This window comes from Coriobacteriia bacterium, assembly GCA_030652115.1.
Taxonomy (GTDB): domain Bacteria; phylum Actinomycetota; class Coriobacteriia; order Anaerosomatales; family Anaerosomataceae; genus UBA6100.
Genome location: JAUSBK010000001.1, coordinates 481,303 through 495,351, shown reverse-complemented (window position 1 = coordinate 495,351; position 14,049 = coordinate 481,303). Strand labels below are relative to the sequence as shown.

Here is a 14,049-nt window from a genome sequence, read left to right as displayed (position 1 = left end):
CATCTGAAACCTGGCGAATTCCCGGCTGCCTACCGCTGTCGCACCAGGAAGCACTGGTGAACCCGCGGCGTGCGCGCGAAGTCCGGCGGGATGGTCGCCGGCGTGACATCCTCGATCGCCAGGTCCGCAAGCGACGCAGAGTCGAGCTTGAACGTCCGCAGGTTCGTGGAGAACACGAGCACCCCGTCGTCTGCGAGCAGGGCCGCCGCATCGGTCACCAGCGGCACGTGGTCGCGCTGAACGTCGAACGTCCCCTGCGTCATCTTCTTGCTCGATGAGTACGTGGGCGGATCGCAGAAGACGACGCCGTACGGCTCGGCGAGGCCGCCCTCGACCCGCCGCCGCTCCTCGGCAAGCCACCTGAGCGCATCGGTCGCGAAGAAGCGCACGCCTGTGGCCTCGGCATAGCCGTTGAGCGCCATGTTGCGCCTCGCCCACTCGACGTACGTCTCCGAGAGGTCCACGGTGTGGACCGCCGAGGCGCCGCCGGCCGCCGCGTACACGCTCGCGGCACCGGTGTACGCGAAGAGGTTGCAGACGCGCTTGCCTGCCGCCAGCTCGCGCAGCATCGCACGCGCCGGGCGGTGATCGAGGAAGAGCCCGGTGTCGAGGTAGTCGTGCAGGTTCACCTGGAAGCGCAGCCCGCCCTCGGCGACCTCCACGAACTCGCCGCGTTCGGCGAGCTTCTCGTACTGCGAGGTGCCGCGCTGACGGCGCCGCACCTTCACGGCCACGTCTGCGGGCGCGACCTCGAGCACGGCCGAGGCAACCTCGATCGCCTCGGCCAGACGCGCCTCAGCCATCGCCGCGTCGATCTCCGGCGGCGGCGCGTACTCGGCCAGGTGCGCAAGGCGCCGACCGGCGTCGGGACCCGCGCCCTCGTAGAGGTCGATCGCCACCGCGTACTCGGGCAGATCGGCGTCGTAGACGCGGTAGCACGTCACGCCCTCGCGCCGCGCCCACTTGCCGAGGTGGCGGACATTCTTGCGCAGCCGGTTCTCGAGGATCTGAGCGCCTGCCGAGCGAGCATCTGGCGCGCGACGCACCTCGGCACGCACCTGGGTGCGAGCGACCTCGAATCGGTAGAGCTTCACCTCGATCGTGCCGTTGTAGAGGGTGTGCGCCACCGAGCTCCGCAAGCCGGTCGCGCGCGCAAGCGACTCGTCACTCGTGAGGATCGCAGCCTGCCACCCGTCGAACTCCGCGAGCAGCCGCTCGCCGAGCGTGGCGTAGAGGGGCACCAGCGCCTCGCTCTCGCCGAGGCGAACGCCGTACGGCGGGTTGGTCACGAGGAGCCCCGGCCGTGCGCCGGCGGGCGCCCTGAGCGACCTGAGTTCACGCTGCTCCACGGTGATGGCGGCGCCGAAGCCCGCGCGCTTCGCGCATGCGAGCGCAAGCGCAATGGCGCTCGCGTCCTCGTCGAAGCCGGCGATCACCGGCAACCGGTCGCGGCCGGCCTCGGCACGGTCGTCGGCCTCGTCGAGCAGCCCGTGCCACGCGTCGGCGTCATGGCCGAGCCAGCCCGTGAATCCCCAGTACTCGCGCAGGAGCCCCGGAGCCTGGTCGGCGGCCATGAGCGCGCCTTCCACCAGAAGCGTGCCCGAGCCGCACATCGGGTCTACGAGCGCGCCGCCGGCCGCGGCGACTTCAGGCCACCCGGCGCGCACGAGCACCGCCGCCGCCAGGTTCTCCTTGAGTGGCGCCTCGGCCTGCTCGCCCGGCGTGCGATAGCCGCGTTCGTGGAGCGGTTCGCCCGAGAGGTCGATCGAGAGAATCGCTCGCTCACGCGCCAGACGCAGATTCACGCGCAGGTCCGGTCGCTCGAACTCCACGGAGGGCCGGTTCCCGGTCCGTTCGCGCAGCCGGTCGACGATCGCATCCTTCGCCTTCTGCGCCGTGAAGCGTGTGTGCGTGAGCCCGGAGGTCGCGCCGACGACGTCGATCGCGAGCGTCCCGTCAGCAGCGAGGTGCTCCTCCCACGGAAGGGCCGCAACTCCCGCGTACAGCTCGTCTGCGGTAGCCGCGGGGAACTCGGCGAGGTTGATGAGCACCCGGGCGGCGAGCCTCGACCAGAGGCACGCCCGGTACCCGGCCTCAACAGGACCCGTAAAGGTCACCGCCGCACGCGTCTCGCGCACCTCGGCGACACCGAGTGCGCGCAGCTCGGCCGCAAGAAGCGGCTCGACGCCCTTGGGGCAGGTAGCCGCGTATCGGAACGTGGTGATCATGCGGGCACCGTAGCACGAGCGGCGTCTCGAACACAGACAGACGGAACCCGCAGACACGCATCTGGCCCGGCCAAATCTCTCTTCGCTCTCATGAGGAGTGCAAAACTTGCCGAACATGAAGATAATGTCGCAAGGGGGTGTGAGCAACATGGGCATTCTGTACGACTACGCAGAGAAGATCGAGCAGCACATACGGAGCAACCACCTCGATGTCTTCAAGACCCGGGGTGCGATCGCCATGAGATCAGGATTCATCATCTCACTCATCAAGCCCGACGACCCCGACGACTCTACGAAGATCGAGTTGCTGCGCAAGGCCGCCGAGGAGGTCCTCGGCATCAGACTGTAGCGCGCGGTGCGCCCCGGCGAGCAGGAGATGCTCCGCGCAGGCGCGCTGGCCATGGAGTGCAGATCAAGACGACCGGCAAGGGGGCAGCACCGCATGAAGAATCTCTCAATCCGTACCCGCATACTTGCGAGTGTGGTCATCGTCAACCTGCTCGGCGCTGTGGTGCTGATGATGTTCCTGCACCAGTCCTACGCCGACAGTCTCACGGAGTCGGCCAGCGGGACTGCCGCCCAGGGGCTCGTCGCCTGGGAGCAGTTCTCACCACCGGACGGATTCCACCCCATCGCGGAGCCCTCGCGCGCGCAACAGGTGCTCAAGGAGATGAAGTCGGTCACGGGCGTCGAGTACGCACTGTTCGTGTACGAGGACGCCGTTGACGAAGGCGCGTACATCCATGCGCGGGAGTCGATCGACCAGCCTTCGCTGTGGGACGAAGACAGCGCCTATGCGCTACTGGCGAACACCGATTCCGCAGTGATTGGCGACATGCAGTTCGAGGCCACCCCGTCCGATCTCACCGACGAAGGCGCGCTCATCGGGATGACGAACGGCGCCTGCTGGAACGCGTGCCACAGCACACCGGAAGACAGCGCCTACTGGGGAATCCGCTCGGACGACAGTGGCTGGAGCTCGGCACACGCAGCGTTTCCGGTCTATGCCGGCGGTACCGAGCCGATCGGCATCGTCTACGCGGTCAAGGACCTCTCTGTTCAGGCCGATCAGTCGGCAACCGCGCTCGCGCGGACGCTCCTGGCCGTCGCCCTGACGCTCGTCGCCGCTGCGCTGACCATCGGCGCACTCATCGACACCCTTGTGCTGAAGCGCCTGGCGCGCATGACCGAGCACATGCAGGACATCTCGGTGCGCCTGGCCGGCGGCGACTTCGAAGCCGTCTTCCAGCCAGATGGGACGACCGATGAGATCGGATCGTTCGAGACGTTCTTCGCGAACTTCATCTCGCTCGTGTCGGTAACACTCAAGCAACTCTCCAACAGGGACTGACCGCACAGGGGCCGCGGCGACCATCTCGCCGCAGACTGCACGAACAGGAGGATCCACCATGAGTTACAAGCGCTGGATGACCGCCCTTCTGGCCGCAGTCCTCGTGCTCGGCCTGGTGGCCGTGCCGGGGTGCGCCACTGAAGAGCCGGCGGTCGAGGAAGAGGTCGCCGAGGAGACCACAGCGAGCGAGCCGTCCGCCGACATGAGAGCCGCCATGATCGAGGCGGCGAACGAGTACTTCAAGAACGAGCCGGTTCCCACCATCGCGGGAGCTGACCTGCTGAAGATCGTGACCGACAAGGATCCGGATTATCAGATCGTCGACATCCGTTCGGCCGAGCACTACGCCCTCGGTCACATCGAAGGCTCGATCAACATACCGTTCAAGACGACCGCGGATGACGAGAGCCTCGCGAAGCTCGACGACACCAAGAAGATCGTCGTCGTGTGCTACACGGGTCACACCGCCTCGATGACGAACATGGTTTGGAACATGCTCGGCTACGATGCATACACTCTGAAGTTCGGCATGGCCGGCTGGATAGCCGACAAGGCTATCGTTGGCGTGGACATCCCCGGTAAGGCCGGCGCGGGCTATCCCACCGTCAGCACGCCCACCGAGGCTGCTGGCCCGTTCGAGGCACCGGAGCTCGACGACGAGTACGCCGACGTGGCCGAGGCCATCAAGGGACAGGCCAAGGCGTACTTCGCCAGCGACGCCGCCCCCACGATCGCCCCCGAGGACGTTTACAGCATCGTGCAGGCCAAGGACTCGGACTATCAGATCATCTCGGTGCGCAAGCCCGAGGACTACGCCAAGGGCCACATCGATGGAGCCATCAACATCCTGTGGACCGACATCGCCGACAACCTCGACAAGGTCGATCCCAGCAAGAAGATCATCATCTACTGCTACACCGGCCACACCGGTGGAGAAGCCACTATGTTCCTGATCCTCATGGGCTACGACGCCTCCAACATGAAGTTCGGCATGAGCGGCTGGACCAACGACGCCGGCATGGGAGGCCTCACCGGCTTCGATCCGGCCACGGTCCCCGGTTATCCCACCGTCCAGTAGCCCGACGATCCAAGCAGAGTATGGAGCAGGGCTCCGCGCGATGCGGGGCCCTGCTCGTGTTCCTGCCGTTCTGAGCCGTGGATGGCGACCTACGGTTCGCTCTCGCCGAGAAGCAGTCTGAGCGCCATGTGCGCCTGCGCAGCCGCAGCCACCATCACACGCGTGGCGTACAGCGGCAGGCCGACGCTCACATCGCTTGTGAGATCGCCGACGAGGTAGAGCCTTTCGGCGAGACGCTCGGTGACGATCGTGTTCGCCGAGCCGCACCCCGCGATCCCCGATGCGGTCACCAGCGGCATGAGCGGAAGGTGGTCCATGAATGCCGCGGTTATCGTCGCCTTGGTGTCGGCGGCATCGACCGCCTCGATCGCCACATCGGTATCGCGGATGGCTGACACGAGTGTTGCAGTCGTCAGCCGCTCGGGATGGAGCACGAGCTCGACGTCCGGACGGATCCGGCGGAGGTTGAGTGCAAGCGCGTCCGTCTTGAGCATGCCCACCTGGTCGGCGAAGAAGAACTGGCGGTTGAGGTTCGACTGAGTAACAGTGTCGAAGTCGATGAGCAGGAGGTGGCCCACCCCGGCACGCACGAGCATCCCGGCCACATTGCTGCCGAGCCCCCCACAGCCGATGATCGCCACACGCTTGTCCGCAAGACGTGGGTCGGTGTCCCACTCGGGCATCACACTAACCTCCGGCTACAGGCGGGAAGATCGCAAGCCGGTCTCCCTCGAAGAGTTCCTGGTCTTCCGGCGCATGGCGGCTGTTCACGAAGACCACGCGGGGCTCGTCAGGCAAGCCTATCATCTCCACGACCTCGGCGATGATGGTGCCTTCCGCGAGGTCGAAAGCACGCGAATGCCTGCCCCCTTTGCCGTCGGGCTGGAAGGTGGCCAGATGGGCGAAGAGCACCACGTCGACCTTCACGTGAACCTCCCCGGCGCGTACGCGCCCCGTGACACCGCTGGACTCACGATGCCACGGGGCGCGTACTTGTGCCACTTGCCTACTTGATGCCGAGTGAAGCAGCAACAGCCGGCACGAAGTCGTGCACGCTGTCGAGTTCCTCGTCCGTGACCGTGAAGACCACGTTGTGCGGCGGGAGCTTCTCTTCGTAGAAGTACTTCGGCAGGCGGTCGTCGGCGTTCGTGAAGCCCGCATGCTCGTTGAAGAGCCGCTCGTAGGTCAGCGTCTCCTTGCCGACCTGCATGAGCGCATCCGCATCCCACTTGAGTCCCGTGTGCGCCTCGGCCAATTCGAAGATTGCCTCGAAGGCCTCGGGCATGTCGAGGACCGGGAACGCGACGAAGATGCACAGACCGAATGCGTCGAGCATTCCGGTCGCGATCTGCAAGCCCTGCGAAAGCGCCGCCTGTCCCTCCGGCTTCAGCGGATCGACGCTGCCGCCGACAGCGAGCACGTTTGCGGTGATCGAGTAGCCGGCGGTGTGATCGGCGCCCTGCGTAGACGTGGCGTACGTGACGCCGATGCCCTGGATCGGGCGCGGGTCGTACGCCGGCAGCGCCTGGTGCTTCACGACCGGGATGTTCTTCACGCCGAACGCCTTGCCGGTCACTTCGGCACCCTGGCCGAGGGTCTTGCCCAACTCGGTGCCGGTCCAGATCTCTTTGATCGCGGCGAGAGCGGCAGCGCCGTCCCCGAATGCGATCTTGCCGGAGTCCATGTAGACGGCGAGCGTTGCGCCCATCTCGATGGCGTCGAGTCCCAGGTCGCTGACCTCGCGGTCGAGGTCGCCGATGGCGTCAAGGTCATCGATACCGCAGTCGGCGCCGAGTGACCAGACGTTCTCGTACTCCATACCCTTGGTCTTGTAGTGGCCATCCTTGTCGTACCAGTAGCGCGAGCACTGGATCACACAACCGGTGTGGCACCCGTGCTTGACGTTGCCGCCGCGCTCCAGGGTCATCTCCCGCATCGTCTCTCCGGAGATGTTCTCAACGCCCTCGAACTGACCGGCCGAGAAGTTGCGCGTGGGATAGCCGCCAGCCTCGTTGATGATGTTGGCAAGGACATTCGTGCCATACGTCGGCAGCGCCTGACCCGACACGGCGTGCGTGGTCAGCGCGTTCGCGAACTTCTTCACCGCGGCGTTGAAGGCATCCTTGTCCGCATGCTCAACGTACGGGAGACCCTTGTCCGACACGACGATCGCCTTGAGGCCTTTGCTGCCCATGACGGCGCCGAGGCCACCGCGACCGGCGAAGCGGTTCGGGTACATCTTCGGATCTGACACGGCGATCGCGGCCGCCTTGAGAAGCATCTCACCGGCCGGCCCGTTGGTGATGGTCGCATACCGGTCATCGGCCGGACGGGTTTCCTTGATCGCATCGGCGGTAGCGTAGTTGCCGAGACCCGCCCATGCGTCCATACGCTCGAGCTTCATCGCTCCATCGGCCTCGAGCACGAGCAGGTAGCGAGCCGCAGCGTCAGCAGGCTTACCCTCGATGACCAGAGCGGCGATGCCCTGCTTAGCGAGGGCGTGCGCCGCCTGACCACCGACGTTCGCCTCTTTCAGACCGCCGGTCAGCGGGCTCTTCGCACCCACGGACAACCGCCCGCCGTTCGGAGCGGACGTGCCACCGAGGAGGCCGGGCGCAAAGACGAGCTTGTTGTCTGGGCCCAGAGGATCCGAGTCGGCCGGTACCTCCTTGAACACGAGCGCGGAGGTCAGCGCCCGGCCACCGTAGCGCGCCCATCCATCGGGAAGTGGTTCCCGAGTGATGGCGCCGGTAGCCATGTTGACACGCACGATGTCCCGCATATGCCGCTCCCTTCGTTGTTCACGGCGCTGCTCACTGGCCGGAGAGCATGCGCCGTGGTGGTCCACCTCCCAGTTAATCCCCCTATTCAGTGCCTTTGCCTCGGTGCGCAGCGGCCGAGTCAGTCCCCATCGGTAGGCGGCGCGTCGGATGCGCCCTCTTCCTGGCCCGCCGCGTACAGGCCGAGGTAGAACCGATGCGGACCGGGCGTGCCCTTGGGCACGAATGCAACGCGGTCGCCGGGCCGGATCGGGTAGCTCATCGGGTACACGGTCCGGTTGCAGAAGACGCCCTCGATCATGTCGAGCGGGAGATCCAGCTGCTCGGCGAGGCCAGCGGCGGTGACACCCGCCTCGGCGATCGGGACATCGGCGGTGGTAGGAAGGCCGCGCTCTTTGCGCAGCGTGTGAAGACAGCCGAACATGCGAACGCTCACGGTGTTGTCGGGCACGGCGCTCCTCCTCGGTTCATGCTTCTCATACCCCACACGGCGTGCCTCATGCATATTCTACGCGAGCACCTGCATGCGGCCTACACGATCCGCGCGGACGGTCGATTCGCTTTCTGGCCTGTGAGCAGCTATAATGCGCCGAGTAACGCGTCCGCCCCATTGTGGGCGCTCAATCTAAGACTCGGTTGTCCCTCCTCGCTTCCTCGTGATGTGTCGGAACGACTGCGTCTGCCGCAGTGCGACCTGACATGGCGCACGAGGAAGGAGCTCATACTTGAGTTTCGACAATCTGGGTCTTTCGCCACGCCTTCTCGAGGCCGTGACGGCGATGGGCTACACCAGCCCGACCCCCATCCAGCGTGATGCAATCCCAATGGTGCTTGAAGGCCGTGACGTCGTGGGCTGCGCCCAGACGGGCACCGGCAAGACCGCCGCCTTCGTGCTGCCGCTTCTGCAGCGTCTCGAGAGCAAGCCCGGCGGACCCCGAGCGCTCGTGGTCACCCCCACGCGCGAACTCGCACAGCAGATCGAAGAAGTGGCCATACAGGTGACCAAGTTCACGAAGCATCGTGTCGCGGTCGTGTACGGCGGCGTCGGCTACGAGCCGCAGACCAAGGCGCTCAAGCGCGGCGTGGATCTGCTCGTGGCCACCCCCGGCCGCCTGCTCGATCTCATGGAGCGCAGGATCGCGAACCTCTCCAACGTGGAGATCCTCGTCCTCGACGAGGCCGACCGGATGCTCGACATGGGCTTCTGGCCGCAGGTCCGCAAGATAATCGCGACCATCCCGCCCGAGCGGCAGAACCTGCTCTTCTCGGCCACGATGTCCTCGGACGTCATGCGCATCGTGAGCTCCACGCTGCACGACCCGATCCGCGTGGAGGTCGCTCCTTCGGCAACACCGATCGAGCTCATCGACCAGCGCGTGTACCCGGTCGGCGGCCAGCAGAAGGGTCAGCTCCTGGTGCACCTCATCAACGAGCAGAACCTCGACCGCGTGATCGTCTTCACCCGCACCAAGCACCGCGCGGACCGCGTGGCTAAGGTGCTGCATCAGGCCGGGATCAAGAGCGCCGCCATCCACGGCGACCGCTCGCAGAGCCAGCGCCAGAGCGCGCTCGACAACCTCAAGACCGGCCGCTGTCGCGTGCTCGTGGCCACCGACGTGGTCGCGCGCGGCATCGACATCGACGATGTGAGCCATGTGGTGAACTACGACATCCCGAACTCGCCGGATGACTACGTCCACCGCATCGGCAGGACCGCCCGCGCCGGCAAGAGCGGCACGGCTGTCTCGCTCCTCGCCCCCGAGGAGCACGAGCAGCTCCGCGATATCGAGACGAAGATCGGCACCGTGCTCGAGACGCACGACGCCGAGGGCTTCGACTACTCGCAGCAGCGGCTCGTCCCCAACCCGGATCGCGCCGCCACACGCGCGGTTCGCACGGTGTTCAGCTCGAGCCGGAGCCGCGGTCGCCGGCGGCGGTAGCACGCGAGACTCCCGAACTCACCGAGGGCGCCGCACATGCGGCGCCCTCGTCTGTTGCGGCTTGCCTAGGCCAGACACGCCCGGAGCGCGGAGGCCAGCGCCTCGGGGCCGGCGCCCTTGTGTACCACGCGGGATCCCGACGGGGGATCGATCTTGCCGGGCCGCCCGGTGAGGACCACCAGCGGAGCCGTCGTGATCCGTCGTACGTCGTGCGCAGTGCGCTCCCCGCCAAGGCCGAACCCGCAGACCACCGCTGAGAACATACCATCAGCGAGTTCCTCGGCGGCATCGTCGTATGTTGACTTGCGGACTATCTGGGCGCCGGTGAAGTGCGAGGAGATCACGCTCGCGGCCAATGCGGCGAAGACAGGCGAGTCTTCGATCACCAGGAAGCGGTGCACCACCGCACGGTCCTCATCGAGATACTCGCCGATCGACCCGTCGGGCATGAGATTGTGCATGACGGGCAGACCGGTCGCGACCTTGTCGTAGAGCGCGCAGACGGCGTGCTCGCCGCCTCTGCAGTACGAGTAGATCGACGCGTACCGGACGCGCTTAACGATGCTCGGCTCGATCGTCTTGTAGAACACGCAGTACGCGCTGCTCGGACATCCCGCCATCGCTGGCCTCCTCTGCCGGAAGGGGTGCGTGCGAGTATCGTAGAGATACGCAGGTCGCAATACCGTGTCCGGTATCACAGAACGCGAAGTACTTCTCGATAGTTGGACCTGGGTCGCGGGGCTAGGCCAAGGGTGAAACGTGACGGACGACATCGGCGATGAACGCGGCGGTCCTCGCCACGAGCGCGGGATCCGCGAGCTCGAGCACGTCGCCCTCGGTGTGCGCGTAGTTCGCCATGAACGACATCATCTCGGCCGAGGCGACCGCGATGGCCGGACGCCCGTAGATGCCGAGGATGGCGTGGTCGCCCTGGAACCATTGCGGGCCTTCGGCGATCTCAGGGTACGGCCCCATGGCCGAGCGGACCGCGCCCTCAACCCCTTCCGGGCACCCGTAGAACGAGACGTGGTTGACCGCGTCGTGCTGGCTGGAGTCATCGATGTTGATGCCGAGCGCGATCTCGCCAAAGCGGCCGTCGTTCTCGGCGATCCATTGCAGCTCGCCGGGGTTGGCGTAGTCGTCCTCGCCGTTGAACGGCACGAACTCGATGGCGGCCTCGCCGGCGTAGTCCTCCGACAGCAGCCGCGCGACCTCGAGCAGCGTGGCCACCCCGGTGGCGTTGTCGAGCGCACCGGGTGAACCGCGTCGGCTGTCGATGTGAGCGGTCACTACAATGCGGCCGTCCCCGGTGCCCGGGAGCGTGGCCACCACATGCTCGGCAGTCGCCGGCAGCCGCTGCGATGCGATGCGCAGCCGGGCACGAGTTTCGCCGAGAGCCACCAACTGCGCGCCCTCGACGTCGGTGATGTAGGCGTTCGGGATGTCCAAGTCGCCGTCCTCGAACAGCGGGAACGGGTACTGGCTCCCCACCATCTCAGGGTCACGGCCTGTCGCGGCCACGACGGCAGCAGGCGCGAACGTGTCGAGCGCCTGATAGACGCGCCGATGGCTGTCGGGATTGTAGAAGGTGAAGTTGCGCGGCATGACCTGGCCCGTCGCAACCTGGCCGTGGAGAAGCACCACAGCGCCACGCACCACCTCGCTCTCCAGCTCCTCGATGCTCGAGACCGCCACGAACGGCGCTTCGAGTTCGCACGGCAGCGAGTATGGTCCGACATGCACGGCAGGGTGCTGACCCCCGACCTCGAGCCACGCGGACCCCGGCACCCACTCGACGCACGTCATCGGGACGCGCCGAACGTCGAGTCCCAAAGAGGCCATCTCGTCGGCGAAGAGCGACGTGGCCGCACGATTGCCCTCGCCGCCCACGTGGCGGTCGGGAAACGTCGTGAGGAGCCGCAGGTGCTCCGCCACCCGGGCAGTTGCGTCGCGGGCAGGATCGTCCATCGGCTACGCTCCTTTCGGTCTCCACGTACTCACCGTGACCGACAGCGTGACCGCCAGCGGCTCGCCGAGTGCGGCCAGCTTTCGGACGGTCTCGTCGGGATCAAGATGGTGCGCACTCGGCCCCATGAGCGCCGCGGCGAGCGCGTCATCTCGCGAAAGCTGCAGTTCGCGCAACACGCGCGTGCCGTCAGCGCGGTGGAAGTGCCCGCCGAGCGTCGCCTCCAGCCGCTCCTCCTTGCGCTCGTCCACGCTCACCATGCCGAGTGGGCCGACGAGCCCCGCAAGATGCTCGGGGTTCGGTGCGGCCACGATGAGCGCACCGTCGGGCGCGAGAACCCGCGCGAACTCGGCAGCGTTGCGAGGCGAGAACACGCTCATCACCACCGCGGCGATCCCGTCGCGCAGCGGCAGCGCCGCCCACGCGTCGCAGACCACCGCGCCGATACGGTCGTGCGCCCTGGCGGCCCGCCGCGCTGCGTGCTTCGAGATGTCGAGCGCCAGACCCGTGCGCTCCGGCAGCCGCTCGAGCACGGCCGCCAGGTGCTCGCCCGTCCCGGCTCCCACATCCACGACGCAGCCCGCGACGTCTGCGGCGGCCCTCTCGGCCGCCTCGGCGAGCGCCTCGTCGAGCGCCGTAAAATGGCCCCGCGCGAGGAAGTCCACGCGAGCGGCCACCATCTCCGGGGTATCGGCGGTGTCCGCCCGGGCGCCACCGGGCAGCAGGTTCACGTAGCCTTGCCGCGCGATGTCGAACGAGTGGCCCTGCGTGCAGACGAGTGCGCCGGCCGTCTCCGCAAGGGCTCCACCGCAGTGCGGGCAGGCGAGGAGTGCGTGCCAGTCGGCCATCAGTACGGCACCCGGTCGGGATCCGCCGCCCACTCGCGAAACACCTCGATGGCCTCGCCCGCGAGCAGGCGCGCCATCGGCAATGTGCGCTCGTCGGGCGAGAGCGCGAGCTCGTGGTAGAGCCGCGCATCGTCGAAGCCGATGGCTGCAGCATCGTCGGCGGTATTGGCGTAGAAGACAGAATCGATGTGCGCCCAGTGGATCGCCGAAAGACACATCGGGCACGGCTCACAACTCGTGTAGATGACGCAGCCCTCGAGCGAGAAGGTGCCGAGCGTGCGGCAAGCCTCACGGATGGCCACGATCTCGGCGTGCGCGGTCGGGTCGTTGTGGCCCGTGACCTGGTTCCACCCCTCGCCGACGATGGCGCCGTCGCGCACGACGATGGCCGCAAACGGCCCACCCTCGTCCTCGCGCATCTTCTCGCGGCTGAGCGCGATGGCTCGCCGCATGTACTCCTCGTGCATTCTCGACCCCCGATACTCGGCGTCCCCTCGAGTATGTCCCCACGGCGGCACCGACGCACCATGCAGTCAGACTACAATGAGACGCCCCGAGCGGAAGGATGGCCATGGCCCCAACGGTACGCGCCGCACAGAACGTCAGCCGCATGTGCATGGTGTGCGGCATCGAGAACACAGCCGGGCTGCACGCCCGATTCTTCGAGCTCGACAACGGGGAGCTCGTGGGGGTCTTCAGGCCCCGCACCGAACATCAGGGGTATCCCGGCAGACTCCACGGGGGGCTCGCTTCCACCATCCTCGACGAGGCGATCGGACGCGCCATCAACCTGACCGATCCCAGCGCCTGGGGCGTCACCGTCGAGCTTACCGTCCGCTATCGCAAGCCCGTGCCGCTCGACGGCGACGTGGTGGCGCACGCCCGCATCACCAAGGACTCGGGACGCCTGTTCGAGGGCACCGGCGAGATCCTGCTCGACGACGGCACCGTGGCAGTCGAGGCGCGCGGGCGCTACCTGCGCCTGCCGATCGACCGTATCGCCGAGGGCGACTTCGAAGGCGAGTGGTTCGCCGACGCCCGCCCTCTGCCCGAGACGATCGGGTAGCGCGCCCTTGCCTATCGGCCCTGCCAGCGCTCCAGCCACCAGGCGACCGACCGGTTCATCTCATCCATGTAGGCGGGCGTGAACTTGCGCCGGTACACCGCCTGCGGATAGCTCGTGACGCCAGGAGGAAGCCCGTGAGGCGCGTGGAGGCGCTCCAGGTCCGTGGCCACCTCGGCGAGTTCCGACGCCTCCAGGCGTCGATAGCGGTCCCGATGCACGAGGTGCCTGCCGAAGTGCTCGATCGGCTCCTGCTCCTTGAGCGGCCGGCCGAAGCACACCATCGCGATCGGCAGCGTGTAAGCCGGCAGGCCGAGCAGCTCGGCGTGGATCTCGCCGTTTTCCAGAACGTCGCCGATGTAGCACGACCCGATGCCGAGCGACTCGGCGGCGATCACGGCGGTCTGCGCGGCGATCAGCGCGTCGGAACATGCGAGCAGCAGGTCGCCTGCGCCCGGGGACCTGCGAGGCGCGATGTCGTCGATCTCGAAGCACCCGCTCGCTTCGAACAGGTCGAGCCACTTCTGGTAGTCAGCGACGAAGACCAGGACCCACGGGGCCTTGGCGATGAACGGCTGATCATCGCAGGTGATCGCCAGGCGGTCTTTCAGCGCCTGGTCCTCGACCTCGAGAATCGTGTAGAGCACCATGCCGCCGGCGGTGGGCGCCCGCAGTGCGGCGTGCAGGATAGCCTCGCGCTCCTCGGCGGCAAGCGGCGCTGGATCGTAGACGCGCGTGGAACGGCGCCGCTCGATGAGCTCGAGCGTGGGGTTCAGCATGGTTCCTCCGATCGGC

Annotated in this window: 15 protein-coding genes; 5 read left to right on the top strand and 10 right to left on the bottom strand. The window is 66.9% G+C overall.

What is annotated here, in order from left to right; genetic code table 11:
- Positions 1-29: 29 nt before the first annotated feature.
- Positions 30-2,228: a bifunctional 23S rRNA (guanine(2069)-N(7))-methyltransferase RlmK/23S rRNA (guanine(2445)-N(2))-methyltransferase RlmL gene (gene rlmKL, locus Q7W51_02465; protein MDO8847237.1), complete on the bottom strand. Its 2,199-nt coding sequence runs from the start codon at positions 2,226-2,228 to the stop codon at positions 30-32.
- A gap of 148 nt (positions 2,229-2,376) precedes the next feature.
- On the opposite strand from rlmKL, the gene Q7W51_02460 reads away from it, so the two are divergent.
- The 3 genes from Q7W51_02460 (at position 2,377) to Q7W51_02450 (ending at position 4,657) form a co-directional block, all read left to right on the top strand.
- Entirely contained in the window at positions 2,377-2,577 is a 201-nt protein-coding gene (locus Q7W51_02460; protein MDO8847236.1) for a hypothetical protein, read from the top strand.
- 93 nt (positions 2,578-2,670) lie between these two features.
- Positions 2,671-3,579: a hypothetical protein gene (locus Q7W51_02455; GenBank protein MDO8847235.1), complete on the top strand. Its 909-nt coding sequence runs from the start codon at positions 2,671-2,673 to the stop codon at positions 3,577-3,579.
- Positions 3,580-3,637: 58 nt separating this feature from the next.
- Positions 3,638-4,657: a rhodanese-like domain-containing protein gene (locus tag Q7W51_02450; GenBank protein ID MDO8847234.1), complete on the top strand. Its 1,020-nt coding sequence runs from the start codon at positions 3,638-3,640 to the stop codon at positions 4,655-4,657.
- Between the two features lie 89 nt (positions 4,658-4,746).
- Here the strand turns inward: Q7W51_02450 and thiF are convergent, their stop codons facing one another.
- From thiF to Q7W51_02430, 4 genes are all read right to left on the bottom strand, one after another.
- Complete coding sequence (thiF, locus tag Q7W51_02445; GenBank protein MDO8847233.1) at positions 4,747-5,340, bottom strand: sulfur carrier protein ThiS adenylyltransferase ThiF; 594 nt, start codon at positions 5,338-5,340, stop codon at positions 4,747-4,749.
- Between the two features lie 4 nt (positions 5,341-5,344).
- On the bottom strand, positions 5,345-5,584 hold the full coding sequence (locus Q7W51_02440) for a MoaD/ThiS family protein (GenBank protein ID MDO8847232.1): 240 nt from the start codon (positions 5,582-5,584) through the stop codon (positions 5,345-5,347).
- Between the two features lie 79 nt (positions 5,585-5,663).
- On the bottom strand, positions 5,664-7,439 hold the full coding sequence (locus Q7W51_02435) for an aldehyde ferredoxin oxidoreductase C-terminal domain-containing protein (protein MDO8847231.1): 1,776 nt from the start codon (positions 7,437-7,439) through the stop codon (positions 5,664-5,666).
- Positions 7,440-7,558: 119 nt separating this feature from the next.
- Complete coding sequence (locus tag Q7W51_02430) at positions 7,559-7,888, bottom strand: MoaD/ThiS family protein (GenBank protein MDO8847230.1); 330 nt, start codon at positions 7,886-7,888, stop codon at positions 7,559-7,561.
- Between the two features lie 274 nt (positions 7,889-8,162).
- Here Q7W51_02430 and Q7W51_02425 point away from each other — a divergent pair, with 274 nt between their 5' ends.
- Complete coding sequence (locus Q7W51_02425) at positions 8,163-9,377, top strand: DEAD/DEAH box helicase (GenBank protein MDO8847229.1); 1,215 nt, start codon at positions 8,163-8,165, stop codon at positions 9,375-9,377.
- A 65-nt stretch (positions 9,378-9,442) separates the two neighbouring features.
- On the opposite strand, the gene Q7W51_02420 is transcribed toward Q7W51_02425, so the two are convergent.
- The 4 genes from Q7W51_02420 to Q7W51_02405 all read right to left on the bottom strand — a co-directional run bounded on the left by Q7W51_02420 (position 9,443) and on the right by Q7W51_02405 (position 12,658).
- Entirely contained in the window at positions 9,443-9,997 is a 555-nt protein-coding gene (locus Q7W51_02420) for a hypothetical protein (GenBank protein ID MDO8847228.1), read from the bottom strand.
- Between the two features lie 121 nt (positions 9,998-10,118).
- A complete protein-coding gene (locus Q7W51_02415) occupies positions 10,119-11,345 on the bottom strand; it encodes a M28 family peptidase (GenBank protein MDO8847227.1) in 1,227 nt (408 codons plus the stop codon).
- Positions 11,346-11,348: 3 nt separating this feature from the next.
- Complete coding sequence (locus Q7W51_02410) at positions 11,349-12,191, bottom strand: methyltransferase domain-containing protein (GenBank protein MDO8847226.1); 843 nt, start codon at positions 12,189-12,191, stop codon at positions 11,349-11,351.
- On the bottom strand, positions 12,191-12,658 hold the full coding sequence (locus Q7W51_02405; GenBank protein ID MDO8847225.1) for a nucleoside deaminase: 468 nt from the start codon (positions 12,656-12,658) through the stop codon (positions 12,191-12,193). Before Q7W51_02405 ends, Q7W51_02410 begins: the two co-directional genes overlap by 1 nt.
- Positions 12,659-12,762: 104 nt before the next feature.
- Between Q7W51_02405 and Q7W51_02400 the strand changes: the two genes are divergently transcribed.
- A complete protein-coding gene (locus Q7W51_02400) occupies positions 12,763-13,257 on the top strand; it encodes a PaaI family thioesterase (GenBank protein ID MDO8847224.1) in 495 nt (164 codons plus the stop codon).
- An 11-nt stretch (positions 13,258-13,268) separates the two neighbouring features.
- Here Q7W51_02400 and Q7W51_02395 read toward each other — a convergent pair whose 3' ends face one another.
- A complete protein-coding gene (locus tag Q7W51_02395; GenBank protein MDO8847223.1) occupies positions 13,269-14,033 on the bottom strand; it encodes a nitroreductase family protein in 765 nt (254 codons plus the stop codon).
- Positions 14,034-14,049 lie beyond the last annotated feature (16 nt).